Annotated in this window: 20 protein-coding genes and 1 other RNA gene; 11 read left to right on the plus strand and 10 right to left on the minus strand. The window is 67.4% G+C overall.

The features are described 5' to 3' along the window. Positions 1-135: 135 nt before the first annotated feature. The 8 genes from G6N15_RS22130 to G6N15_RS22165 form a co-directional block, all read right to left on the minus strand. On the minus strand, positions 136-1,485 hold the full coding sequence (locus tag G6N15_RS22130) for an HNH endonuclease signature motif containing protein (protein ID WP_083088432.1): 1,350 nt from the start codon (positions 1,483-1,485) through the stop codon (positions 136-138). 130 nt (positions 1,486-1,615) lie between these two features. Beyond that, complete coding sequence (locus tag G6N15_RS22135; protein ID WP_083088431.1) at positions 1,616-2,476, minus strand: TIGR03619 family F420-dependent LLM class oxidoreductase; 861 nt, start codon at positions 2,474-2,476, stop codon at positions 1,616-1,618. Next, on the minus strand, positions 2,473-3,099 hold the full coding sequence (locus G6N15_RS22140) for a PaaI family thioesterase (protein WP_083088430.1): 627 nt from the start codon (positions 3,097-3,099) through the stop codon (positions 2,473-2,475). The genes G6N15_RS22135 and G6N15_RS22140 overlap by 4 nt, the downstream gene beginning before the upstream one ends. Positions 3,100-3,119: 20 nt before the next feature. Then, complete coding sequence (locus G6N15_RS22145) at positions 3,120-6,086, minus strand: bifunctional [glutamine synthetase] adenylyltransferase/[glutamine synthetase]-adenylyl-L-tyrosine phosphorylase (RefSeq protein ID WP_083088429.1); 2,967 nt, start codon at positions 6,084-6,086, stop codon at positions 3,120-3,122. Positions 6,087-6,126: 40 nt separating this feature from the next. After that, positions 6,127-7,467, minus strand: coding sequence for a type I glutamate--ammonia ligase (gene glnA, locus G6N15_RS22150; protein ID WP_083088428.1), 1,341 nt, complete (start codon positions 7,465-7,467; stop codon positions 6,127-6,129). Between the two features lie 49 nt (positions 7,468-7,516). Next, positions 7,517-9,067, minus strand: a complete 1,551-nt coding sequence (locus G6N15_RS22155) for an alpha/beta hydrolase (protein ID WP_139797880.1) — start codon at positions 9,065-9,067, stop codon at positions 7,517-7,519. Between the two features lie 156 nt (positions 9,068-9,223). Continuing rightward, positions 9,224-10,780 (minus strand): alpha/beta hydrolase, encoded by a 1,557-nt coding sequence (locus G6N15_RS22160; RefSeq protein ID WP_139797882.1) that lies wholly within the window; start codon positions 10,778-10,780, stop codon positions 9,224-9,226. 53 nt (positions 10,781-10,833) lie between these two features. After that, on the minus strand, positions 10,834-12,225 hold the full coding sequence (locus tag G6N15_RS22165; RefSeq protein WP_083088425.1) for a WS/DGAT/MGAT family O-acyltransferase: 1,392 nt from the start codon (positions 12,223-12,225) through the stop codon (positions 10,834-10,836). Between the two features lie 184 nt (positions 12,226-12,409). Between G6N15_RS22165 and panB the strand changes: the two genes are divergently transcribed. Then, on the plus strand, positions 12,410-13,255 hold the full coding sequence (panB, locus tag G6N15_RS22170) for a 3-methyl-2-oxobutanoate hydroxymethyltransferase (protein WP_083088424.1): 846 nt from the start codon (positions 12,410-12,412) through the stop codon (positions 13,253-13,255). A gap of 166 nt (positions 13,256-13,421) precedes the next feature. Further along, the gene (locus G6N15_RS22175) at positions 13,422-14,936 is read left to right on the plus strand and encodes a CYTH and CHAD domain-containing protein (RefSeq protein ID WP_083088423.1); all 1,515 of its coding nucleotides are present in this window, start codon (positions 13,422-13,424) and stop codon (positions 14,934-14,936) included. A 28-nt stretch (positions 14,937-14,964) separates the two neighbouring features. Here G6N15_RS22175 and rnpB read toward each other — a convergent pair. Then, an RNA gene (gene rnpB, locus G6N15_RS22180) (RNase P RNA component class A) lies at positions 14,965-15,371 on the minus strand. A gap of 121 nt (positions 15,372-15,492) precedes the next feature. Between rnpB and G6N15_RS22185 the strand changes: the two genes are divergently transcribed. The 5 genes from G6N15_RS22185 (at position 15,493) to G6N15_RS22205 (ending at position 18,331) form a co-directional block, all read left to right on the plus strand. Beyond that, complete coding sequence (locus G6N15_RS22185) at positions 15,493-15,711, plus strand: type II toxin-antitoxin system CcdA family antitoxin (protein ID WP_083088422.1); 219 nt, start codon at positions 15,493-15,495, stop codon at positions 15,709-15,711. Positions 15,712-15,734: 23 nt separating this feature from the next. Then, a complete protein-coding gene (locus G6N15_RS22190) occupies positions 15,735-16,109 on the plus strand; it encodes a type II toxin-antitoxin system VapC family toxin (protein WP_179961762.1) in 375 nt (124 codons plus the stop codon). Between the two features lie 66 nt (positions 16,110-16,175). Continuing rightward, positions 16,176-16,892 carry a 2OG-Fe(II) oxygenase gene (locus tag G6N15_RS22195; RefSeq protein WP_083088421.1) on the plus strand — a complete coding sequence of 239 codons (717 nt, stop codon included), beginning with the start codon at positions 16,176-16,178 and terminating at the stop codon, positions 16,890-16,892. A 66-nt stretch (positions 16,893-16,958) separates the two neighbouring features. Then, positions 16,959-18,140, plus strand: coding sequence for a cytochrome P450 (locus G6N15_RS22200; protein WP_083088420.1), 1,182 nt, complete (start codon positions 16,959-16,961; stop codon positions 18,138-18,140). After that, positions 18,137-18,331, plus strand: coding sequence for a ferredoxin (locus G6N15_RS22205; protein ID WP_083088419.1), 195 nt, complete (start codon positions 18,137-18,139; stop codon positions 18,329-18,331). The genes G6N15_RS22200 and G6N15_RS22205 overlap by 4 nt, the downstream gene beginning before the upstream one ends. On the opposite strand, the gene G6N15_RS22210 is transcribed toward G6N15_RS22205, so the two are convergent. Then, positions 18,315-19,406 carry a Zn-dependent alcohol dehydrogenase gene (locus tag G6N15_RS22210; protein ID WP_163748215.1) on the minus strand — a complete coding sequence of 364 codons (1,092 nt, stop codon included), beginning with the start codon at positions 19,404-19,406 and terminating at the stop codon, positions 18,315-18,317. The two genes, G6N15_RS22205 and G6N15_RS22210, sit on opposite strands and share 17 nt — an antisense overlap. 92 nt (positions 19,407-19,498) lie before the next feature. Here G6N15_RS22210 and G6N15_RS22215 point away from each other — a divergent pair, with 92 nt between their 5' ends. The 4 genes from G6N15_RS22215 (at position 19,499) to G6N15_RS22230 (ending at position 25,193) form a co-directional block, all read left to right on the plus strand. After that, positions 19,499-20,977, plus strand: a complete 1,479-nt coding sequence (locus G6N15_RS22215; protein ID WP_083088417.1) for an aldehyde dehydrogenase family protein — start codon at positions 19,499-19,501, stop codon at positions 20,975-20,977. Between the two features lie 71 nt (positions 20,978-21,048). Beyond that, positions 21,049-22,245, plus strand: coding sequence for an amidohydrolase family protein (locus G6N15_RS22220; RefSeq protein WP_083088416.1), 1,197 nt, complete (start codon positions 21,049-21,051; stop codon positions 22,243-22,245). Next, positions 22,239-23,969 (plus strand): N-acyl-D-amino-acid deacylase family protein, encoded by a 1,731-nt coding sequence (locus G6N15_RS22225; protein WP_083088415.1) that lies wholly within the window; start codon positions 22,239-22,241, stop codon positions 23,967-23,969. Before G6N15_RS22220 ends, G6N15_RS22225 begins: the two co-directional genes overlap by 7 nt. A gap of 9 nt (positions 23,970-23,978) precedes the next feature. Then, on the plus strand, positions 23,979-25,193 hold the full coding sequence (locus G6N15_RS22230) for a cytochrome P450 (RefSeq protein WP_232070307.1): 1,215 nt from the start codon (positions 23,979-23,981) through the stop codon (positions 25,191-25,193). Positions 25,194-25,200 lie beyond the last annotated feature (7 nt).

Here is a 25,200-nt window from a genome sequence, read left to right on the forward strand (position 1 = left end):
GCGGTACAACGTCAGCCGATGGCTGGCCATGCACCTTGTCGATGGGCGGTGGCTCGTATCCGTCGGTTGTTACCTCGGATGGACGCTTCCTCTTACCGAAGAGCGACATGGCATCCTCAGACTCCTGCTCGCAAGCTACCCATAGTCGTCATCGTCGTCATGCAGAAGTTTTTCGGGATGATGAAACAGATTGATGCGGGGCTGGCCCCGATCCAGGTGCGGTGGCGGAATCCATTCAGTCAGGCCGTCTTCGCGTTTGCGGGTTTGCCAACCTCCGGGTTTGACGACCGGGTGATGCCCGCCGCAGCCCAACGTCAGGTCGTTGACGTCGGTGACCCGAGACCGGGCGTAATCGGTTACGTGATGGACTTCGCAGTAGTAGCCCGCCACATCGCAACCGGGGTGCGAGCATCCACGATCCTTGGCATACAACACTATTCGCTGGCCCGGTGAGGCCAGGCGCTTGGTGTGATAGAGCGCCAGAGCACGGCCCTTGTCGAAAATCGCCAAATAATGATGGGCGTGGCGGGCCATCCGGATCACGTCTTTCATCGGCAGTAACGTGCCGCCCCCGGTGAGCCCCGTGCCCGCGCCGGCTTCCAACTCCGCCAGCGTGGTGGAGACGATGATGCTGGCGGGCAGCCCGTTGTGCTGGCCCAACCCTCCGCTCGCCAGTAACGCCCGCAGCCCGGCATGGAGCCCGTCGTGGTTGCGCTGTGCGGGACTGCGCGTGTCGTGGCGGACGGCTTCTTCGCTTGGTGTGCCGTCCACGACGGGTTTTTCGTCATAGGGGTTGGCCATGCCGGGCGCAGCCAGTTTCGCCAGTACCGCTTCGACCGTGGCCCGCATCGCCGGGGTCAGCCAACCCCGAATGGGGCTCATGCCGTCGACGTCTTGCTTGCCCAACGTCACGCCGCGGCGGCGGGCCCGGTCCTCGTCACTGAACTGCCCGTCAGGATTGAGGCAGTCGGCGAGCTTCGCCAACTGGTCAGGACGAAACTGGGTGGCTAGCCGAGCGAGCTTCGCTTCGGCGCGCTCGCACGTGGCCGCGTCAATCCAACATGGCAGCTGCTCGAAAAACCGCCGGATGACTGCGACGTGGCCGGCGCCAATCTTCCCGGCCCGCTGCCCGGCGGCCGTGGCAGCCAGGCGCGGCGGCAGCGGTTCGCCGGTCAGACTCTGTCGTTCGCCCAGGTCCTCCGCTTCATGGATGCGGCGCGCCGCTTCGACGCGGGTGATACGCAGGCGATCGGCCAATGCATGCGCCAGCTTGCCGCCCAGCTCGACCGGAGTGGCTTGCTCTCGCACGCCGTTGATCAAGGAGTGGCCGGCGACCGGCAGCCGACGGTTCACCGCCTCCAGCCGCTCCAATATCCGTAACCGCTCCGGGGTAGTCAGCCCATCGAACCGCAGCGCCGTCAGGTCATCGACTGCGGATTCGAGCCGATCCAGCACCGCGACCACCTCGTCGCGTTCCGAAAACATGTTCGAAGGCTATCGCAGTGGTCTGACATCGACCGCACGATGAATGTCGAATTGTGGATGAAATTCAAACTGTGCATAACCGCAAAAACGACAGTGACACAGGTGAATTCACGGCGAGTCGGCGCTACCGCTACCCGTCGAGCGCTAAGTCTTTGCGGAATCGCCGCATGCCGTCGACCTTTTCGGCCAGGCTGGCAGCCGGCCCGGCATAGAACATCCACGGCATCGTCAGGATCCCGGTGATGCCGGCGGCCTCCGCGCGCTGGTAGTCGGCGATGGTCACAGCATCGGTCAACGGCGTCAAGATGGTGAAATCTTCGAGCGGCAAGCCGTTTTCGACCCGAAGCGTACGCAGCCTGCCCGCCGCCTCGACGGCGCGTTCGGTTTTGATCAGGTCACCGATCCAGCCGTCGTTGCGGGCCGCACGGCGAAACGCGATCTCACTGAGCCCGCCGACATAAATGGGTATCCGCGGTGGCGTCGGCTCCATCTCCAATCGTGGCGTTTGATAGAACTCGCCGTGGAACTCCGTCCACCCGGGCTGCCACAGCCCTCGCATCAAGTCGAGCATCTCGTCGGTGCGTTTGCCGCGAGCGTCGAACCGTTGCTCCATCAACGCGAACTCTTCCTCGCACCACCCGACACCGATGCCGAGCTCGACCCGACCATCAGCCAAAACCGCAGCGGTACCAATCGCTTTGGCCGCCAAATAGGGATTGCGCATGGCCGGGATGTAGACAGTGGTGACAAACCGCAGCCGTGTGGTGACCTGTGCCAGCGCACCGATCAACACCCACGGGTCGGGCCAGTCGGTGAAGGGATGCCAGCGCCGCTGACCATCTTTGGTGTACGGGTACGGGGTGGCCAACGTTTCCAGGTTGACGACGTGGTCGGGAATGCCGATCCCGTCGTAACCCAGCTCGTCGGCAGCCTTGGCGACCTCCACGATCTCGGACGTGTTCAGAAACGCGGTGCTGATGTAGTACTTCATCGGGCTTCCCGCGCCCAGGCCGGCATGACAAAAATGCCCTCGGCTTCCACAGTGACACCGGATGCGTCCGAAATTGTCCCGCGCACAAAGGTTTTGACATCTTCCGTGCGCTCGATCGCGGCTTCCGCACGCAGGTCACCCAGCGGAGTGCCGCGCAGGTACTTCACCGAGATCGTCCCGGTGAACAGCGGCTTGGTCAGCCCCTCGCTGGCTGCCTCACCGAGGATGTGGTCGAGCACCAGCGCGCAGACGCCACCGTGCACCAGGCCGGGCGGCCCCTCATATGCAGCACCCAGGTTGAACTCGCTCCAGCAGCGACCGCCGTCGTGGTGAATGGTCAGCGGTGGGGCGATCGGGTTGCGCATGCCGATCACCGCGTTTCCCCATGCGAGCGGCCGGCCTTCGACGGCGTAGCGAACCCCGGCCGTCGGGCCCAGCTGGCTGGCGCGCAGTTTTTCGGTCACGGCCTCGATTGCGATGCGCGCGTCCTCGATGGTGTCGGCGCCGACCTGGGTGCGGATGGTGGCATCGATGAGATCTCGTACGGCGTCGGTCAGCGGCCCGTACAACTCCGCCAGTCGATCGTGCTCCTCGGCGCTGATCGTCTCGTACGCGTTGTCCACCCGATTCAGCCTCCTGCTGCTCAACTCCCGAACACCTTGCGCACAACGGCTTTCGCGCGCCGGGTGACCCGCAGATAGTTGTCCAGAAACTCGTTGCCGTCATCGTTGGGCCAGCCGGCGGCCGCCGCGACGGCGTTGAGCTGCCGACCTGGCCCCGGCAACTGGTCAGTGGGCTTGCCGCGCACCAAGACCAGCGCGTTGCGAGCCCGGGTGGCCGTCAGCCAGGCCTGCCGCAGCAGCTCCACATCGGACTCGTCGAGCAGTTCGGCCTCAGCGATCGCATCCAGGGTTTCCAGCGTCGACGTGTTATGCAACGCCGGGTTGTCGTGAGCATTTTGCAGCTGCAGCAACTGCACGGTCCACTCGATGTCAGCCAAGCCACCGCGCCCCAACTTGGTGTGCCGGTTGGGATCTGCGCCACGCGGCAACCGCTCGGCATCGACGCGCGCTTTGATGCGGCGGATCTCGCGCACTGCTTCCGCCGACACTCCGCCGGCCGGATAGCGGGTCTTGTCGGCCATCGTCAGGAAGCGCTGGCCGAGGTCTGGATCACCGGCGACCGCCCGCGCCCGCAGCAACGCCTGGATCTCCCACGGCTGCGCCCACTGGTCGTAGTAGGCGGTGTAGGAGGCCAGTGTGCGCACAAGCGGGCCGTTGCGCCCCTCCGGACGCAGATCCGCGTCGAGCTCCAGCGGCGGGTCCGCGCTGGGAGTCCCCAGCAGAGCCCGGAGCTGTTCGGCGACCGATGCCGACCAGCGCACCGCATCGGCGTCGCTGACCCCGGCGACCGGCTCGCAGACGAACATCACGTCGGCGTCCGACCCATAGCCGAGCTCGCCGCCGCCGAGTCGGCCCATCCCGATCACCGCGATGACGGCCGGGGCACTGCCGGCTCCGTCGTCGGGCAGGTTCACCCGGATCACCGCCTCGAGCGCGGCCTGCAGCACGGCGACCCACACCGACGTCAGTGCCCGGCAGACATCGGTGACCTCGAGCATCCCCAACAGGTCGGCGGAGGCGATGCGCGCCAGTTCCCGCCGGCGCAGGCTGCGGGCGGCGGCGATGGCCCGGACTGGGTCGGCATGCCGACCCGCCGAGGCGATCAGCCCGTGACCCAGCGCGCCAGGCTCGACGTCGAGCAGCTTGGGACCGGACGGCCCGTCACCGTACTGCTGGATGACCTCCGGTGCGCGCATCAGCAGCTCCGGCACGTACGCGGAGATGCCGAGCACATGCATCAGCCGCTTGGCCACCGCAGGCTTGTCCCGCAGTGTGGACAGGTACCAGCGGTCCCCGGCCAGCGCCTCGCTGAGTCTGCGGTACGCCAGCAGCCCGCCGTCGGGATTCGGAGTGGCCGACAGCCAGTCGAGCAGCCGGGGCAGCAGCACCGACTGGACGCGCCCGCGTCGCCCGCTCTGGTTGGTCAGCGCGGCCAGATGAGTCAGCGCGCTCTGCGGTGCTTCGTAGCCCAGCGCGGCCAGCTGACGCTCCGCAGCATCGGGTGTCATGCCGCGCAGCTCCAAACCGGCCGGCCGGACTGATTCCAGCAGCGGCTGATAGAAGAGCTTGGCGTGCAGCCGTGACACCCGTACGTTGTGTCGCCGGAGTTCTTCGCGCAGCACGCCCAGCGCGTCGTGGCGGCCGTCGGGGCGGATGTGGGCCGCGCGTGCCAGCCACCGCAGCGCCTCGTCGTCGTCTGGCGGTGGCAGCATGTGGGTGCGCTTGAGCCGCTGCAGCTGCAGCCGGTGCTCGAGCAGCCTGAGGAACTCATAGGAGGCGGTCAGGTTCGCCGCGTCGTCGCGGGCGATATAGCCGCCGCCCCCCAGCGCCGCCAGCGCATCCACGGTGGATGCAACATGAAGCGACTCGTCGGTGCGGCCGTGCACCAGCTGCAGCAGCTGCACCGCGAACTCGACGTCGCGCAATCCCCCAGTGCCGAGCTTGATTTCGCGACTGCGAACGGCGGCCGGCACCATCTCCTCGACCCGGCGCCGCATGGCCTGCACCTCCGAGACGAAGTCTTCACGCTCGGAGGCGCGCCAGATCATCGGACTGACCGCGGCGATGTAGCGCTCGCCGAGTTCACGGTCGCCAGCGGCCGGGCGGGCCTTGAGCAGCGCCTGGAATTCCCAGGTCTTCGCCCACCGCTGGTAGTACGCGATGTGTGACTCCAGGGTGCGGACCAGTTCACCGTGGCGGCCCTCGGGGCGCAGCCCGGCGTCCACCTCGAAGCACGCTTCGGAGGCCACCCGCATCATCTCCCGGGCGACGCGGGTGCTGACGGGGTCGGCGCGCTCGGCGACGAAGATGACGTCGACGTCGCTGACGTAATTCAGTTCGCGTCCACCGCATTTGCCCATCGCGATGACCGCCAGTCGCGGCGCTGGCTCGTCGCCGCACATTGTTTTTTCCGCGAGCACCAGCGCCGTGGCCAGCGCGGCGTCTGCCATATCCGCCAGGTGCGCGCCGATCGCGCTGAACGCCAGCACCGGCTCGTTTTCGACCGTCGGGGCCAAGTCAAGTGCAGCCAGCATCAGCAGCTGATCGCGGTAACGCGTGCGCAGCTCGGGTATGACTGCCTCGCTTGGGTTTTGGGTGACGCAGTCGAGGAAAATCCGGCGCAGTTGGTCAGCTGACGGCAATGTCAGGTTGCCGCCCAGCAGGCGCCAGGAGCGTGGATGTGCCACCAGGTGATCCCCGAGGGCCAGCGACGAGCCGAGCACCGCGAACAGCCGGCCCCGCAAGCTGCGGTCGCTGCGCAACGCGGCGTCCAGCTCTTTCCACCCGACGTCGGGATTCTCCGAGAGTCGGACGAGCGCGCTCAGCGCCGCATCGGCGTCCGGTGCCCGGGAGAGCGACCACAACAGCTCGACGTGCGCCTCGGTGTCCCAGCCCAACTGGGCCAGGTAGGCGCTCGCGCGCGGGTCGACCAATCCCAGGCGGCCCGTGCTGGGCACTTTTGGGCGCTGGGTGGCGGGTCTGGTCACGACGACGACGGTAGCGCACCGTCGTCAGGGCGGTCAGGAGCTACAGCGACAAGTAAGTCTTGAGCTCGTAAGGGGTGACGTGGCTGCGGTAGTTCGCCCACTCCGAGCGCTTGTTGCGCAGGAAGAAGTCGAACACGTGCTCTCCCAAGGCTTCTGCGACGAGCTCGGAATTCTCCATTTGCTGCAGCGCACTGTCGAGGCTGGACGGCAACTCGCGGTAGCCCATCGCGCGGCGCTCTTCGGGGGTCAGATCCCACACGTTGTCCTCGGCCTGCGGACCCAGCGCGTAGTGCTTTTCCACACCGCGCAACCCGGCCGCGAGCAGCACCGCGAACGTCAGGTAGGGGTTGCACGCCGAGTCGGGGCTGCGCACCTCGATGCGCCGCGACGAGGTCTTGCGTGGGCTGTACATCGGGACCCGGACCAGCGCCGAGCGGTTGGCCGCACCCCACGATGCGGCGGTCGGTGCCTCGCCGCCGTGCACCAGCCGCTTGTAGGAGTTCACCCACTGGTTGGTGACGGCGCTGATCTCGCAGGCGTGCTCGAGGATGCCGGCGATGAAGGACTTGGCCACATCGGAGAGCTGCAGCGGGTCGTCGGGACTGTGGAAGGCGTTGACTTCGCCCTCGAACAAGCTCATGTGGGTGTGCATCGCCGAGCCGGGGTACTGCCCAAACGGCTTGGGCATGAACGTCGCCCGCACGCCCTCTCCCAGCGCGACTTCCTTGATGAGGTAGCGGAAGGTCATCACGTTGTCGGCCATCGACAGCGCGTCGGCGTAGCGCAGGTCGATCTCCTGCTGGCCGGGGGCACCTTCGTGGTGGGTGAATTCCACCGAGATTCCCATCGATTCCAGCGCCTCGATCGCCCGCCGGCGAAAGTTCGACGCCGAGTCATGCACCGCCTGGTCGAAGTAGCCGGCGTTGTCAGCCGGAACGGGCGGCGACCCGTCGTCGGGACCGGGCTGCAGCAAGAAAAACTCGATCTCGGGATGCACGTAGCAGGAGAACCCGAGGTCGTTGGCTTTGCCGAGCTGCCGGCGCAGCACATGCCGCGGGTCGGCCCACGACGGTGAGCCGTCCGGCATCTTGATGTCGCAGAACATGCGCGCCGAGTGGTGATGGCCGGAGGTGGTGGTCCAAGGCAGGATCTGGAAGGTCGACGGGTCGGGGTGCGCGACGGTGTCGGATTCGGAGACCCGCGCGAAGCCCTCGATGGAGGATCCGTCGAAGCCGATCCCTTCCTCGAAGGCGCCTTCGAGTTCAGCGGGCGCGATCGCCACCGACTTGAGGAATCCGAGCACATCGGTAAACCACAGCCGGACGAAACGGATGTCCCGCTCCTCCAGCGTGCGAAGCACGAATTCCTTTTGCCGATCCATATCCCGAACAGTATGCAGTAGCTGTTAATTCTGTGTTACGGCTGCCGGGCTAACAGCGCAAGTTACCCGGCGGTGACACCTTCTCAACGAAGTAGCGAACGACCGCCGTATCGACACATTTGTCGCCGTTGAACACCGCGGTGTGCTGCGTTCCGTCGTAGGTGATCAAGGGAGCCCCGAGTTGACGCGCCAGGTCGACACCGGCCTTATACGGGGTGGCGGGGTCGTGCGTAGTGGAGACGACGACGACCTTGCCAGGCGTTGCCGGTGCGGCCCGGTGCGGTGCCGAGGTCGCCGGCACCGGCCACAATGCGCACAAATCGCGGGGCGCAAAACCGGTGAACTGCCCGTAGCTCAAAAACGGCGCGGCTTGGCGGATCTGCCGGTCGGCGGCCACCCAGGACGCCGAGTCGCTAGGCGCCGGCGCGTCAACGCAGCGCACCGCGTTAAATGCGTCCTGCCCGTTGTCGTAGTGGCCCTGGGCGTCGCGACCGTCGTAGTCGTCGGCCAGACGCAACAGATCCGCGGGGTCGCTACCCCGTTGCAGGCCTAACAAGCCGCTGGTGAGGTACTTCCAGTACTGCGGGGTGTAGAGCGCGTTGATGGTCCCGGTGGTCGCGTCGGCGTAACCCAGCCCGCGGGGGTCCGACGTCTTGGCGGGCTTGTCGGCCAGTGGGTCGACCAACGCGTGATAGCGGTTGACCCACTGGGCGGGGTCGGTGCCCAGCGGACAGTCGGTGGAGCGTGCGCAGTCGGCGGCGTAGTCGTTGAACGCGACCTGGAAGCCGGCCATCTGGTCGATGTTCTGCTGGACGGGCCCGACGCTGGGATCGATGGCGCCGTCGAGCACCATAGCGCGCACGTGGTCGCCGAACTGGTCGAGGTAGGCGGTGCCCAACTGGGTGCCGTAGCTGAAGCCGAGGTAGTTGATTTGTTGGTCGCCGAGCGCCTGGCGAACCGCATCCATATCCCGTGCGACGGAGGCGGTGCCGATGTTCTTCAGGAACGTCGGGCCCATCCGGTCGACGCAGCGCTGGGCCAGCTGCTGATAGACCTTCTCGATGTGCGCCACTCCGGCCTGGCTGTAGTCGACCATCGGGTCGCGCCGGTAGTCGTCGAACTCGGCGTCGCTGCGGCAGCGCACCTCCGGTGTCGAATGGCCGACGCCCCTCGGGTCGAATCCGACCAAGTCGAAATGCTCGTTGATCGGGCTGCCGGCCAACGCCGCGCCCATGCTGGCGACCGCATCGACCGCCGACGCCCCGGGCCCACCCGGATTGACCAGCAGCGAGCCGAGCCGCTGACCAGTCGCCGGAATCCGGATCACCGCGAGCGAAGCGTGGGCGGTACCCGGATTGTCGTAGTCGACGGGCACTGCCACCGTGGTGCAGCGGGCGCTGGGGATGTCACTGGTGTCGTCGACGAACGGTGCGCAGCTGCCCCACTGCAAAGCAGGCGGCTGCGGCACCGCGGAACCCGGGGCCGGGCCGGCGCCGGATTCCGGGGTAGCCCGGGCCGGCGATCCCCCGGCGACGGCCGCCACCAGCCCGAATGAAAGCAGCGCTGAGCCAAGCTGTCTCATGCGCCCCATGGCTGTCATCGTCGCATGGTGCGCCGGTCGCCGTGGCGGCCAAATGATCACACGTTGATCACGTATCGGCAGCAGGAGCTCGGGCTCATGTCAACGGCCCGGCTCCTCCTCATCGCGCTACACGTCCCCTAGCAAGCTGGGGTTCCCCCTGCATCGTCGCCGGGCTCAGCACTTCGCGCCGGACGGTGGCACAGTGCCGTTCACCAGATATGCCGTGGCGTAGTCGTCGACGCAATGGTTGCCTTGAAAGACGACGGTGTGCTGGGTTCCGTCGAAGGTGAGCAGCGCGCCGCCGAGTTGTTTGGCCAGGTCCACTCCCGCCTGGTACGGGGTGGCCGGATCATGGGTCGTCGACACCACCATCGTCGGCCCCAGCCCGGGCGCGGAGATGACGTGCGGCTTGGTGGTTGGGGGCACCGGCCAGAATGCACAGGCGGTCAACGGCGCGTCGCCGGTGAACTTGCCGTAGCTCATGAACGGCGCGATCTCGCGGGACCGGCGGTCCTCGTCGATGACCTTGGCCCGGTCCTTGACCGGGGGCTGATCGACACAGTTGATCGCGACGCGGGCATCGTTGGCGTTGGTGTAGTGGCCGTGTGCGTCGCGGCGCATGTACATGTCGGCCAGGGCCAGCAACGTGTCGCCCCGATGGTCGGCCAGCTCGGTCAAGCCGTCGGTCAGATGGCGCCACAGGGTCGGCGTGTACAGCGCCATGATCGTGCCGACGATCGCGTCGCTGTAGCTCAGCCCGCGCGGATCGGACGTGCGCGCTGGCCTGCTGACCATCGGGTTGGCCGGGTCGACCAGCGGATCGACCAAGCTGTGGTAGACGTCAACCGATTTGGCGGGATCGGTGCCCAGCGGACAGGTCGGCGTTTTCGCACAGTCGGCGGCGAAGTCGTTGAACGCATCCTGAAATCCCTTGGCCTGGCGCAGATCTTGCTCGATGGGATCGGCGTTCGGGTCGACGGCGCCGTCGAGGATCATCGCCCGGACGTTCTTCGGGTAGGCCTCGGCGTAGGCCGAGCCGATCCGGGTTCCATACGAGTACCCCAGGTAGGTGAGCTTGTCGTCGCCGACGGCTTTGCGAACAGCGTCCAAATCGCGTGCGACGTTGACGGTTCCGGCGTTCGCCAGGAATTCCTTGCCCATCTTGTCCACACAGCGCTGGACGAAATCCTTGGTCTCGCCCTCGATGTGCGCCACACCCGCGGGGCTGTAGTCGACTTGCGGCTCGGCGCGCAGCCGGTCGTTGTCGGCGTCGGAGTTGCACCAGATCGCGGGCCGCGACGACGCCACCCCGCGGGGATCGAAACCGACCAGGTCGAACCGCTCGCGGACCCGCGGCGGCAGCGCCTGCACCACGCCGACGGCGGCTTCGATGCCCGACTCCCCGGGGCCGCCGGGGTTGATGATCAGCGAGCCGATCTTGTCACCGGTGGCCGGGAATCGCATCATCGCCAGGGTCGCGGAGGCGCCGTCGAGGTGGCGGTAGTCGACCGGTACCGCGATCTTTCCGCACTGGGCGCCCGGCGGAACCTTCACCGAGCTGCCGCCGCGAAAATGGCACTGCCCCCACTGCAGCGGCTGCCCGATCTTCGGCCCGGCCTGCACGGCCCGCCCGGTAACCATCCGCGTGCAGCCTGCGACCAGCACGGTCGCGATGATCACGATCAGCGTGGTGCGCGCGATCTTGTCGCAACGAGGCAGGCCCATGACCAACCATGCTGCCATGCGACGTCCGCACGCTCGGGCTAGCCTGCGCGCCGTGGCGGCTAACGAGTCGCCAGTAGCAGCTCTTCCATCCCCACCGCGAAGTCGTCGGCCAGGTTCCACAAATCCGGCAGTAGATCCGGACACGACGTGATTCCGACGTCGAGCTTGCCGTTCAGCGACATCACGGTGATGTTGAGACCTGAGCCATGGAACACCGGTCCCAGCGGGTACATCGCCTTGACTTCACACCCGAGGAAGTACAGCGGCATCTGCGGCCCCGGCACATTCGAGATCACCAAGTTATGCACCGGCCGGCTCTGGGTCAGCCGGCTTCTGGCGTATGCCCGCATCGCCAGACCGAACACCGCCGGCGCCGCGAACTGCGACCAGTCCTGCAGTAGCGAAGCACTGATCGCCGAACTATGTTGCTTGGCAACGGAATTGGCCTCCGCAATGGACTTCAGGCGTTCTGCGGGATCCGCGATCTGGGTCTCCAGGCGGGAGAACATGCCCGAAACTTGGTTGCGGCCAGGGCGGTCCGACTTGCCGTGCACCGAAATGGGCACCATGGCGACCAACGACGAGTCGGGCAGCTCGCCGCGGTCGAGCAGGAATTCCCGCAGCACCCCGGAAACCAGCGCCATCACCACGTCGTTGACCTTGACGTTGAAGTGGTTCTTGACGGTCTTGATGTCGTCGAGATCCAGCTGCGCATAGGCGATGTTGCGCCTGCCGGTGATGGTGGCGTTGAACGCGGTGCGCGGCGCCGCGAAGGGCCGCGCCATGGCCTGGCCGATGCGTGCCCGCGCCAGTGTTTCCACCACAGAAGATACGGTGTTCGGCAGCACGCTCGCCAAATGCAGTGGGCGCCTTGCGAACCGGGTCAGGCCGGTCAGCGCGATCTCGAGCTGGTTGGCGTCGCCGACGCCGTCGACCGGGTCGGGCGGCGGTGCGTCGGCTTCGGTGGTGCACAGCTGCGACATCAGGTCGGCGCCGGTGACACCGTCCACGCTGGCGTGGTGGACCTTGGTCATGACCGCCAGCCGGCCGTCTCGTTGTGGATTGGTGCCGGCGACACCCTCGATGACCCATGTCTCCCACAGCGGCCGGCTGCGGTCCAGCGGCAATGATGCGATATGCCCGCAGATTTCGGACAATTCAGCCCGGCCGCCCGGCGGTGGCAACCCGATGCGGTGAAGGTGGCGATCGACGTCGAAGTTCTTGTCGTCCACCCAAACCGGATGGTCGAGGTTCAGCGGGCTGTTGGCCAGCTTTTCCCGAAACTGCGGCATCGCCTTCATCCGCAGCGACAAGTTGTCGCGGAACCGGTCGAAGGTGTAGCCGCCCGGCATCGTCGAGGTGTCCAAGTCGAGAATCGAGCAGACGTGCAGCGGCTGTGAGGGCGTTTCCAGGTAGAGGAAGCTGGCGTCGAGTCCGCTGAGCCGTTGCATTGAGCGATGGTATGTCCGCGGTGCAGCCGCGGCATCCGAATCGCTCAACGACCGGCGGTGTGACAAAGTCCACTGGACCTGCTATGGGTAGCCGTTGGCGCAGATGGCAGACTGGGACTGTCCAACGAACCCGGGGACCCGACGAGGCCACGAGGATCGAACCGACCAACTCTCGAGGACAACGATGTCTGAGCACACTGTTTATGGGGGGACTTCGGCCGCCACCGGCACGCCGCGAACCAAGACGCGCGTCCATCATCTGCAGAAGATGAAGGCCGACGGCCACAAGTGGGCCATGTTGACCGCCTACGACTACTCCACCGCGCGGATCTTCGACGACGCCGGCATTCCGGTGCTGCTGGTCGGTGATTCGGCCGCCAACGTCGTCTACGGCTACGACACGACGGTGCCGATCTCCATCGACGAGCTCATCCCGCTGGTTCGCGGTGTGGTGCGCGGCGCACCGCACGCGCTCGTCGTCGCCGACCTGCCGTTCGGAAGCTATGAGGCCGGACCCGCCGCAGCGCTGGCGGCGGCGACCCGGTTCATGAAGGAGGGCGGCGCGCACGCGGTCAAGCTGGAAGGCGGCGAGCGGGTCGCCGAACAGATCACCGCCCTGACAGCAGCAGGCATCCCGGTGATGGCGCACATCGGATTCACCCCGCAAAGTGTCAACAGCCTGGGCGGCTTTCGGGTGCAAGGCCGCGGGGATGCCGCCGAGCAGACCATCGCAGACGCGATCGCCGTCGCCGAGGCCGGCGCCTTTTCCGTCGTAATGGAGATGGTTCCGGCGGAACTGGCCACCCAGATCACGGGCAAGCTGACCATCCCGACCATCGGGATCGGGGCCGGTCCGAACTGCGACGCCCAAGTGCTGGTCTGGCAGGACATGGCCGGGCTCACCAGCGGCAAGACCGCACGCTTCGTCAAGCACTTCGGTGATGTTGCGGGCGAATTGCGCAGGGCTGCAATTCAATACGCCCACGAGGTGGCCAGCGGCGCCTTCCCCGCCGACGAGCACAGCTTCTGATTCCTACAGCCGTGTTCGCCGGGCCCTGCCCGGTCACCAGACGCAAAATCACCCGACTGCCCGCCGTTTAGGGTGCTTTTGCGTCTGCTCGCGCGTGCGCACCGCGATATGGCACGCTCAGCAGTGAAACCCTCTTAGACCGCGGCGCAGCACCTCGGAGGCGAACATGGCCGTCAAAGCCCCGGCAACGTCGCGCTACACGGAAGTGGAACGCAAGTTCGACGTTGTCGAGTCGACGGTGTCGCCGTCGTTCGACGGCATCGCAGCGGTCACGCGGGTGGAGAAGTCGCCGACGCAAGTGCTGGACGCGGTGTACTTCGACACTCCCGGCCGCGATCTGGCCGCCAAAGGGGTCACCTTGCGCCGGCGCGCCGGCGGGTCCGACGAGGGTTGGCACCTGAAGCTGCCCGCCGGTCCGGATGCCCGCACTGAAGTGCGCGCCCCGCTGGATACCGCGGAGAACGACGGCGCCGGCCACGTGACACGCGATGTGCCCGACGAATTGGTCGACGTGGTGCGTGCCATCGTTCGCAACCGTTCGCTGGAGCCGGTCGCGCGGATCACCACCGCCCGCGAGGTGCACTTGCTCTACGGCGCCGACGGTGCCGTGCTTGCCGAGTTCTGCGACGACCAGGTCACCGCGTGGTCGGCCGGCGCCGGCGACGAGGAGCCCACGGAGCAGCGGTGGCGTGAGTGGGAATTGGAACTGCGCAGTCCCGATGCCTCGAGTGCGGACCTGCTGGACCGGCTGGGCAACCGGCTGCTCGACGCCGGAGCTGTGCCGGCGCGGCATGGATCCAAGCTGGCCCGGGTGCTCGGCGTGACGCCGGACGGCTCCCAGGACAGCGCCGTCGACCCGGTGCAGCGCGCGTTGGCCGAGCAGGTGGACAGCCTGCTGGTGTGGGACCGCGCCGTGCGCGCTGACACCGAGGACGCTGTCCATCAGATGCGGGTAACGACCCGAAAAATCCGCAGCCTGCTGCAGGCCGCGCAGGACTCGTTCGGTTTATCCGACAGCGAGTGGATTTTGGACGAGCTGCGGGAGCTGGCCGGTGTGCTGGGCGTGGCCCGCGACGCCGAGGTCTTGGCCGAGCGGTACCAGCAGGCACTCGACCAGCTGCCGCCGGAGCTTGTGCGAGGACGGGTGCGTGAGCGTCTCGTCGACGAGGCTCGTCGCCGCTATCAGACCGGACTGCATCGAACGCTGCTCGCATTGCGCTCACAGCGCTACTTCCGTCTGCTCGATGGGCTGGAAGCGGTAGCGTCCAGACCCCCGGCAGCCCCGCCCGAACAGGCGCCGGTGACTATCGAGGCGGCCCACAAACGGATACGGAAGGCCGCCAAGGCGGCAGAGCAGGCCGAGGAAGCGGAGCGCAACGAGGCGCTGCACCGAATCCGCAAGAAAGCCAAGCGGCTTCGCTACACCGCGGCGGCGATCAACGCGACGAAGGTCGCAGAGCAGGCGAAGGCGGTGCAGACGCTGCTCGGCGATCACCAGGACAGCGTGGTCAGCCGGCAGCATCTGATTCGTCAGGCCGACGCCGCGCACGCCGCCGACGAAGACACCTTTACCTACGGGGTGCTGTACCAGCAAGAGGCCGACTTGGCGCAGAAGTGCCGCGAGCAGCTGCAGCCGGCATTGCAAAAGCTGGACAAAGCCGTGCGCGACATACACCACTAACTGCACAGCAATAGTACGACAGGCGAGGCGGGCGAGTTGGCCTGTAAGCCGGATTCTGTTCCCCGCCACCGAAAAACGGCGGCGGGGCGGCGACCATCCATCTGGACACACCGTCACCGGGTGCCTCAAGCGGCCTACCCGCAGGCTCGGGCGAGCAACCCTCGAGCGCCTGCGCGACCGCACCGGGTGCGGTCTTCTTGGCCTTGCTTCGGGTGGGGTTTGCCTAGCCATTCCGGTCACCCGGAATGCTGGTGCGCTCTTACCGCACCGTTTCACCCTTACCACCGCGAAGGTGGCGGTCTGTTTTCTGTGGCACTTTCCCGCGGGTCGCCCCGGGTTGCTGTTAGCAACCACCCTGCTCTGTGAAGTCCGGACTTTCCTCGACTCGCCTGGTCCTGTCGGGCCAGTGCGAGCCGCGGCCGCCCGGCCAACTCGTCCGCGCTCATCCACCGTACTCGGTGCACAATGTCGGGACCAGCCGCGATGCTCAACTGCTGGCGAGGCGCCAGCATTTCCCCCTGCGCTCAACCCGCTTCCGTTGTGTATATTTGTGTGTATGGCTCGGCTGAACGTATATGTACCGGATGACCTGGCCGAAGCTGCGCGGTCCCGGGGCTTGAACGTGTCGGCCCTGACCCAGGCGGCGATCACAGGGGAGCTCGAACGTACCTCGATCTCGGGATGGCTGGACAGCCTGCCACCCATTCGCGGCTCCGTGGACCACGACGCAGTGATCGCCGCTCTCGACGGCGCGCGTGACGAATTCGGCCGGTGACCCCGACGAAATCGACTGAGGCTGTGGTCCTCGATGCATCAGCGATGGTCGATTTGCTCACCGGCCAGAGCAATGCAAACGCGATCCGAGACTTCTTGCGGCACAAGGCCGTTCATGTGCCTGCCCATTTCGACGCAGAAGTGCTTTCCGCCCTGGGTCGACTTTGTCGCGCCGGACACCTGCATGCTGACGAGGTTTCCGAACTTCTCAAAGCCCTGCGGCGCGCGCCATTCACGCGGCATCAGCTGCACGACCTAATCGAGGGTGCATGGGCGCGGCGCGACACGCATCGCCTGGTGGATGGGCTGTACGTCGAACTCGCCGAGCGGCTCCGGGCCTCGCTGGTAACGACTGACCAGCGACTGGCAGGCAGTTACCAAAGCGCTCGGCTGCCGTAGAGCTACTCGCCTACCGAGTAAGTTGGCGGCCGGCCGGCTAGCGCGACGAAGGACGGTGCCCATCTGATGGCCTCGACCCGATGGCACAAGCGCGTCGACTCCGGCGACTGGGAAGGCGTCACCGCAGACATCAACGACTACGGCGGCGCGCTGCTCCCCCGCCTCCTGACCCGAGCTGAGGCGGCGAGGCTTCGCAAGCTCTACACAAAAGACGACAGGTTCCGCGCCACCATCAACATGGAGCGTCGTCGCTACGGCGCCGGGGAATATCGGTACTTCCGCGAGCCCTACCCCGAACCGATCGAGCACCTGAAGAACGCTCTGTACCCACGGCTGCTGCCGATTGCGCGGGACTGGTGGACCAAGCTGCGCAGAGACGCCCCCTGGCCGGACACTCTCGAAGAATGGCTGGACACCTGCCACGCCGCCGGCCAGACCAAGCCCACCGCACTATTGCTCAAATACGGGCCCAGCGATTGGAACGCGCTGCACCGAGACCTCTACGGCGAGTTGGTGTTTCCGCTTCAGGTGGTGATCAACCTCAGCGATCCGGAAACCGACTACACCGGCGGCGAGTTCCTCCTCGTCGAACAGCGACCGCGGGCGCAATCTCGCGGCACCGCAATCCAGTTGCCACAGGGGCACGGGTATCTGTTCACCACCCGGGAGCGACCGGTGCGGTCAACTCGCGGCTGGTCGGCGGCACCGGTGCGCCACGGCCTATCGGTCGTTCGCTCGGGCGAGCGCTATGCCCTGGGGCTGATCTTTCACGACGCGGCCTGAAAAACAAGCGGCCAACAGTTGCTCATACCGTTGCCCATTCGCCCTGTTGGTGTCAGGCTTGACACCATGAGCGAAGAACGTAACGCAGAAGGCTACGTCGACCAGGCGGTGATGGGTCTGGCGGAGCCACAGCCGATGTATAAGGCGCTACGCGAGTCGACCCCGGTATTCCGGTCACCACAGGCGGTGGTGCTGACCCGCCTTGCCGACATCGAGATGGCCCTCAAACGCACCGAACTGTTCTCGTCGAACATGGACGCAGTCGATTTAGGCAACCTGCGGCCGCTCATCCCCCTGCAGATCGATCCACCCGAGCACGCGAAATACCGGCGCATCCTTGATCCGCTGTTCACCCCGCGTGAGATGGCCCGGCGTGAACCCGAAGTCACCAAGCTGGTCAACGAGATGATCGACGCTTTCGCCAATCGAGGTGAATGCGACTTCCACGCCGAATTCGCGGTTCCCCTGCCGTGCACGGTGTTCCTGCAGCTGCTCGGCTTGCCACTGGAGGATCTCGAGAAATTCCTGGCGTGGAAGGACGGCGTCATCCGCCCCGAAGGCGTGCAGGGCTACGAACAGCACGGGAAAGCCGCGGCGCCCGTGGCCGAACAGATCTACGCCTACTTCGAACGCGCCATCGACGACCACATCGCGCACCCGCGCGACGACATCCTGTCCGCGTTGATCGCTGCGGAGGTCGACGGTCACTCGCTAACGCGCGAGGAGGTACTGGACATCTGCTTCCTGTTCCTCATCGCAGGGCTGGACACCGTCACCGATTCACTCGACTGCTTTTTCGTCTACCTGGCGCGCCATCCCGATCACCGCCACCTGCTCCTCGAGCAGCCCGACATCCTGCCCAGCGCGGTCGAAGAGCTGTTGCGCTGGGAAACACCGGTCCCCGGAGTCGCTCGAGTGGCACTACAAGACGTCGAGGTGGCCGGGTGCCCGATCAGCAAGGGCGAGCGGGTAAGCCCGCTGCTGGGCGCGGCCAACACCGATCCGGCCGAGTTCCCCGACCCCGACGTGGTCGACTTCCGGCGCAACCCGAACCGGCACCGTGCCTTCGGAGCGGGTCCGCACCGCTGCCTGGGTTCTCATCTGGCCCGTATGGAACTGCGGGTGGCATTACGCGAATTCCACCGGCGCATACCGGATTACGAGATCCCGCCGGGCACGGAGCTCAAGTACACCGCCGCGCTGCGGTCGGTGGAGGCGCTGCCCCTGAGGTTTCCGGTGGCAAAGTGACTCGCGTGTGTGTCGATGCAGACCTCTGCACGGGGCATGGGCGGTGCTACACGTTGGCGCCCGACGTGTTCGATGCCGACGAATACGGGCATTCGATCGTGCGCGTCGCCGACGTCTCCGGCCCGCTCGAAGAGCAAGCCGTCAACGCCGAACAGAATTGCCCCGAGCAGGCAATCACGTTGTCTCGCTAAAGCACACCACGCTCCGCGCACCGCGGCCAGCGGCCATGTCGGCGAACGCGGCTTCGACGTCATCGATGCCGATGCGCCGGGTCACCAGCGCCTCGAGGTCAAGCCGACCGCGCAGCGCAAGCTCGACGAGCGCCGGAATGTCGCGCGCCGGATCACTGGCGCCGTACACGCTGCCGCGAATCGTCTTGCCGTCGGCCATCAACGACAACGCCGGGAACGTCACCGTCTCCTCGATGTCGGCCGCGCCCACAATCGTGACCGTGCCCCCGCGGCGGGTGGCGTCATAGGCCGCGCGGATCGTGGCCGGCTTGCCCACCACTTCGATCGCATGATCGACCCCCGCACCGCTGGTCAGATCCCGGACGGCGCTTGCCACATCGACCTCGCCCGCGTCGACGGTGTCGGTCGCGCCGTTGGCCGCCGCGGTCGGCAGCTGCCCCGCCACCCGGTCGGCGGCGATGATCCGCGCCGCACCGGCCAGCCGCGCACCTTGGATTGCGGCCAAGCCCACCCCACCGCAGCCGACGACCAGCACGCTCTCCCCCGGTCGCACCGCCGCGCTGCGCATCACCGCACCGACTCCGGTGGTGACCCCGCACGCCAGCAACGCCGCCCGGTCCAGCGGCAGCGACCGATCGATCGGCACTACGGCCGCGGCCGGCACAAGCGTGTGTTCGGCCAGCGTTCCGGCACCCATAGACGGCCACACCGGCCCGGCGGCACTTTCGGCGTACGGCTCCCCGAAGGCATGCCCGATGCCCTGCGGACAGAGATGGGCTTCGCCCCGCAGGCAATGCGGGCAGGACCGGCACGGCACATTCCAGGTGAGCACGACGTGCTCACCTGGGGCCACCGTCGTGACCTCCGCGCCGATCTCGGTGACGACGCCGGCGCCCTCATGTCCCAGCGTGCACGGCAGCAGCGCCGGCATGCCGCCGTCGCGCACCGACAGATCGGTGTGGCAGACCCCGCTGGCCGCCAATCGCACCCGCACCTCCCGGCGGCCGAGCGGCCGCAACGTCAGCTCCTCCACCGCGCAAGGCTGACCGGCCTCCCGCAGCACGACGGCCTTCATCGCCGGCAATCTGAGATCTGCGTCACAGTGACTTACCATGGCGTGACCACCGCAGCCGGTCAAGCGGGGCGACGCCCAGGGAGGAGGCGGCAATGACCACAACACCTTCCGAAGTCCACACGGCGCTGCTCACGATCGGCGGCCGCCAACACGAAGGTGGCGCCGGCACCTACCCGGTGCACAACCCGGCGCGGCCGGCCGAGGTCGTGGGACACGCCCCCGCCGCGGACTACGCCCAGCTCGACGCCGCCGTCCAGGCTGCGAGACGGGCCGCGTCGGGCTGGCGCGCACTCGACGTGGCCGAGCGGGTCGCCGCGGTCGGCGCTGCCGCGACCGCCGCCGCCGAACAGCTCAAGGCCGCCGATGGCGCCCGCATGTACACCCGCGAGCACGGCAAGGTGCTCGCCGAGGCGAATATGGAGATCGACACGGGGCCGGCCATCGCGTCATTCCTCGGTTCAATGGCCGAGGCGGCGGTCGCCCCGGAGCGCATCGACCCGCAGGCGGACTACCCGCGGCTGCAGCGCGAACCGTATGGTGTTGCGGCCCTTGTCCTTCCGTTCAACTGGCCGCTGGCGCTGACGATGACCAAGCTGACGTCGGCATTGGTCGCCGGCAACACCGCGGTGGTCAAGGTGCCGCCGACGTGTCCGCTGGCGGCGCTACAGCTTGGCGCGGCGTTCGCCGCGGGCCTGCCGGCGGGCGTGGTGAACGTGCTTGCCGGGCCGGGCAGCGAACTCGCTCAGTCGCTGATCACCCATCCGGGTGTCGACGTCATTTCATTGACCGGCGGGGTGGCGACTGGCCGCGCCGTCATGGCCGCTGCCGCGGCGCGGCTCGCGCCGGTGCTGCTGGAACTCGGCGGCAACGACCCGGCGATCATCGCCCCCGACATAGAGGTCACCGACCAGCTCGTCGAGCAGCTGGTGGCCGCCACCTACACCACGGGCGGTCAGGTGTGTATGGCGATCAAGCGGCTCTACGCCCCTCGGCAGCGGGTCGGCGAGCTGGCCGACGCGGTGCTGGCCCGCTGCGAGCGCGAGGTGGTGGGCGACGGCTTGGCCGACGAAACCACCCTCGGCCCGCTGCACACCGCCGCCGGACGAAACCGGGTGGCGGCGTTGGTCTCCGACGCGCAGGCCCACGGCGCGACCGTGCGCACCGCCGGCCGCATTCGCTCCGAAGACGCTGATGCGGGCGGGTATTTCGTGTTGCCGACCGTCGTCACCGACCTGGCGCCCGACTCGGCGCTGGCCACCGAGGAGCAGTTCGGGCCGGTGCTTCCGATCTTCGGCTACGACGACATCGACGACGCGGTGGCTGCGGCCAATGCCACCGACTTCGGGTTGACCGCCTCGGTGTGGTCCGGCGACGATGCGCTGGCCGAGCGTGTCGCGGCCCAGCTCGTGGCTGGCACGGTCAGCATCAACTGCCACGGCATGGCAGCCCAGGACCCACGGCTGCCGTTCGGCGGTGTGCGCCAGTCCGGCCTGGGCCGAGAGCTCGGGGTCGAGGGCATCCGTGCCTTCACCCAGCCGCGGGCGTTCGTGCGCCAACCGGTGCCCCGGTAGTCGATCCGGTAGTGGATTCGGTAGCTCATCCCGTATTGACTTGCAGCGAAAACCGACGATAGTCATCAGGTATGGCGCTGCTGCCAGACCCTGCTCCCCGCGAGCGACAGCACCTCCTGATCTCCGTAGACGACCACGTCATCGAACCACCCGACATGTTCGACGGTCGCCTTCCGACCGCGCTGGCCGATCGGGCGCCCAAGGTCGTCGAGACCGACGACGGGCGCCAGGTGTGGCGCTACGAGGACTGCGAATACCCCAACGTCGGGCTCAACGCCGTAGTTGGGCGGCCGACCGAGGAATGGAGCATGGAGCCCGCCCGCTTCGAAGAAATGCGCCGCGGCTGTTGGGACATCAAAGCCCGCATCGCCGACATGGACATCGCGGGCATCTGGGCGTCGCTGAACTTCCCGTCGTTGATCGCCGGCTTCTCCGGGACGGTGTTCTGGAAGAGCAAGGATCCCGAGCTCGGGCTGGCGGTGTTGCGGGCATGGAACGACTGGCATCTCGAAGTGTGGACCGGCAGCTTCCCCGAGCGGATCATCCCCTTGCAGCTGCCGTGGCTGGCCGACCCGCAGCTGGCGGCCGCGGAGGTGCGCCGCAACGCCGAACGCGGCTTCAAAGCGGTCAGCTTCCCGGAGTTGCCGGCTCAGTGCGGGTTGCCCAGCCTGCACAGCGGGGTGTGGGACCCGTTCTTCGCCGTGTGCGAAGAGACCGACACGGTGGTGTGCCTGCACACCGGATCGGCGCAGTGGGCGCCGATTCCCGCGCCGGACACCCCGTTCGAAACCATTACGACGTTGTTCCCGGTCAACGGTCTGGTGGCTTGTGCCGACATGCTGTGGTCAGGGATCCCGGTGCGCTTTCCGCGGCTGAACATCACGCTGGCCGAGGGCGGCCTGGGCTGGGCGGCCATGCTCGCCGACCGAGCCGACTTCGTGCTAGCCCACTCCGCGTCTGGACGCGACGCCGGGTCGTGGAAGAGCGATCTGCTGCCGAGCGAAGTGCTGCACCGCAACTTCTGGTTCTGCTCGATCGACGACCCACACGCGTTCGGCGCGCTGGATGCCATTGGGGCTGACCGCATCCTGGTCGAAAGCGACTACCCGCATGCCGATTCCACCTGGCCCGACACCCAGCAGGTGGTGGCGCGCAACGTCGCGGGGCTTTCGGACGAGGACGCTGCCCGCATCACCCACCGCAACGCCGCGGAGCTGTTCCGTCACCCGCTGCCGGATAACGGGTGGCTAAAGGAGGGGCCATGTTAGACCTGTTGATCCGCGACGCCGACATCGTCGACGGCACCGGCGTACCCGCAAGCCGCGGTGAGGTCGGCGTCAAGGACGGGCGGATCGTCGCGGTGGGCGCGCACATCGACGAGCTGGCATCGAAAACCGTTGATGCACAAGGGCTCACGCTCGCGCCAGGTTTTGTCGACCTGCACACCCACTATGACGCGCAGCTGTTCTGGGATCCCACCGCCAGCCCGTCGGTGCAGCACGGCGTCACGACTGTCTTCGGCGGCAACTGCGGGTTCACGCTGGCGCCCGCCGCCGCTGAGCAACAGGACTACCTTACCCGGATGCTCGCGCGGGTGGAGGGCATGCCGCTGGACGCGCTGCGCGCCGGGCTGGACTGGCAGTGGTCGTCGTTCGGTGACTGGCTGAAGCGGTTCGAGGGCCACATCGCGATCAACGCCGGTTTTCTGGTCGGGCACTCGGCGCTGCGGCTGGCGGCGATGGGCGACGACGCGGTCGGCGGCACGGCCACGCCCGAGCAGATCGAGCGGATGGTGGCACTGCTCGACGATGCGTTAAACGCTGGTGCGCTGGGGTTTTCGACGTCGCAGTCGCACACCCACAACGACGGCGCCGGCCAGCCGGTGCCGTCGCGGGCCGCGTCCCGCGACGAACTGGTGGCGCTGGCCGCCGGTGTGCGCCGCCATCCGGGCACCACGCTCGAGGCGATCGTCCCCGGCTGCCTGTCCGGTTTCACCGACGACGAGATCGCGCTGCTCACCGACATGTCGCTGGCCGCGGACCGCCCGCTGAACTGGAACGTGCTGGGCGTATCGGCGGCGAATCCCGCCGGGCACAAAGGGCAACTGCGGGCCTCGGAAGTCGCCGCCGAGCGCGGTGGCCGGGTGGTGGCACTGACGCTGCCGCACGCCATGACGATTCGGCTGTCGTTTCTGACCGGCTTCGTGCTCGACGGGCTGCCCGGCTGGCGCGACACCATGCACCTGCCGGTGCCCGAGCGGCTCAAGGCACTCGCCGATCCGCAGGTGCGCCGCCGGCTCAACGAGGGCGCCCAGTCGGAGGCGGCCGGCATCCTGCGTGGGCTGTCGCACTGGGAGCGGCTGATCCTCGTCGAGACATTCGCACCCGAAAACGCCGACGCCACTGGGTGTTCCGTGGGTGAGGTCGCTGCCGCCCGCGGCGGTGAACCGTTCGACACGCTGTGCGACATCGTGGTCGCCGACGAACTGCGCACGGGGCTCATGCCGCCGCGGACCGGCGACGATGCCGCCGACTGGCGGGCACGGGCGCAGGTGTGGCGCCACCCGGATGCCGTCATCGGCGGCTCGGATGCCGGCGCCCACCTGGACATGATGTGCGGTGCCATCTATACGACCTCGCTGCTCGGGCAGGGGGTCCGGGAACACCAGGTGGTGACGCTCGAAGAGGCCGTGCGGCTGATCACCGACGTGCCGGCCCGGCTCTACGGGCTGCGCGACCGCGGCCGGATCAGCCCCGGCTGCCACGCCGACCTGGTGCTGTTCGACCCGGCGACCGTCGACCACGGGCCCGAACGAACCCGCTACGACCTTCCCGCCGGAGCGCCGAGGCTGGTCGCCGATGCCCGTGGAATCGCCTCGGTGTGGGTCGGTGGCGTCGAGGTCTGTCACGACGGCGCAGCCACCGGCGCCCTGCCCGGCGCCGTGCTGCGGTCCGGACGCGACACCGAGACCGTCCCGGCCGGAGCACGCTAGGAGCCCGCCGTGAGCCAGGTGGACGAGTTCGACCCGGCCGAAATGCAGGGCGGGCTGCTCATGCAGGTGGAGAACGTGCACGAGCGGCTGCGTGAGGCCCGGGCCAAACACCGGGTGATGGTCGGTAATCCGTTCAGCGAGACCGTCAGCCAGACACTCGGCGTGGCGGGCGTGACCGTGCTCGGCTACGACGAGTGCCAGTTTGTGCTCACCCACCCGGACACGTTTTCGTCGTCCATCTACGAGCACATCATGGGTCCGGTCATGGGCCGAACCCTGCTGGAACTGCAGGGCGCCGAGCACCGCGCCAGCCGGGCCTTGGTGTCGCCGTCGTTTCGGACGACGCTGCTGGAACGGTGGCGCAGCGAACTGGTGCAGGTGGTGGTCGACGAGCTCATCGACCGGTTCGGACCCCGCGGGCGAGCCGAGTTGGTCCGCGAGTTCACGTTCGCGTTCCCGGTTCAGGTCATCGCACGGATCATGGGGTTACCGCGAGCGGATTATCCGCGCTTCCAGCGGCTGTCGATCGAGTTGCTCAATGTGGTCTACGACTGGGAACGTGGAATCGCCGCCTCGGCAGCGTTGAAGGAATACCTCGGCGGGATTCTTGCCCAGCGGCGCCGCGCCCCGCAGGACGACCTGATCAGCACGCTCGCCGAATCCGAGATCGACGGCGAGCGGCTCTCCAACGACGAGATCTTCGCCTTCCTGCTGCTGATCTTGCCCGCCGGGGTCGAGACCACCTACCGAGCGTCGGGAAACTTGTTGGTCGCCTTGCTCACCGAGCCCGCGCTGATGGAAGCGGTGCGCGCGGACCACGGCCTGGTACGTAGCGCGCTCGAGGAGGCGCTGCGTTGGGAGCCGCCGATCACCTCGGTGATGCGGGTAGCCGCTCGCGACTGCGAACTCGGCGGGATCAAGATCCCCGCGGGCACGAACGTCAACGTCAGCGTCGCGGCCGCCAACCGGGATCCGACGCGCTACCCCGACCCCGACCGCTTCGACCTCACCCGAAAGAACATCGCGCACTTGACTTTCGGCGGCGGTCCGCACCTGTGCCTCGGGATGCATCTGGCGCGGATGGAGGCGACCGTCGCGATCACCGCGCTGCTTGACCGGCTGCCCGATCTGCGGCTGGACCCCAAGGCGCCGAAGCCGCGCGTCGTCGGGGTGGCGTTCCGCTCGCCGTTGGCGCTGCCGGTGGAGTTCACGCCGAGTCGCTGAGCGGCCT

It is taken from the genome of Mycobacterium noviomagense (assembly GCF_010731635.1).
Taxonomy (GTDB): Bacteria; Actinomycetota; Actinomycetes; order Mycobacteriales; family Mycobacteriaceae; genus Mycobacterium; species Mycobacterium noviomagense.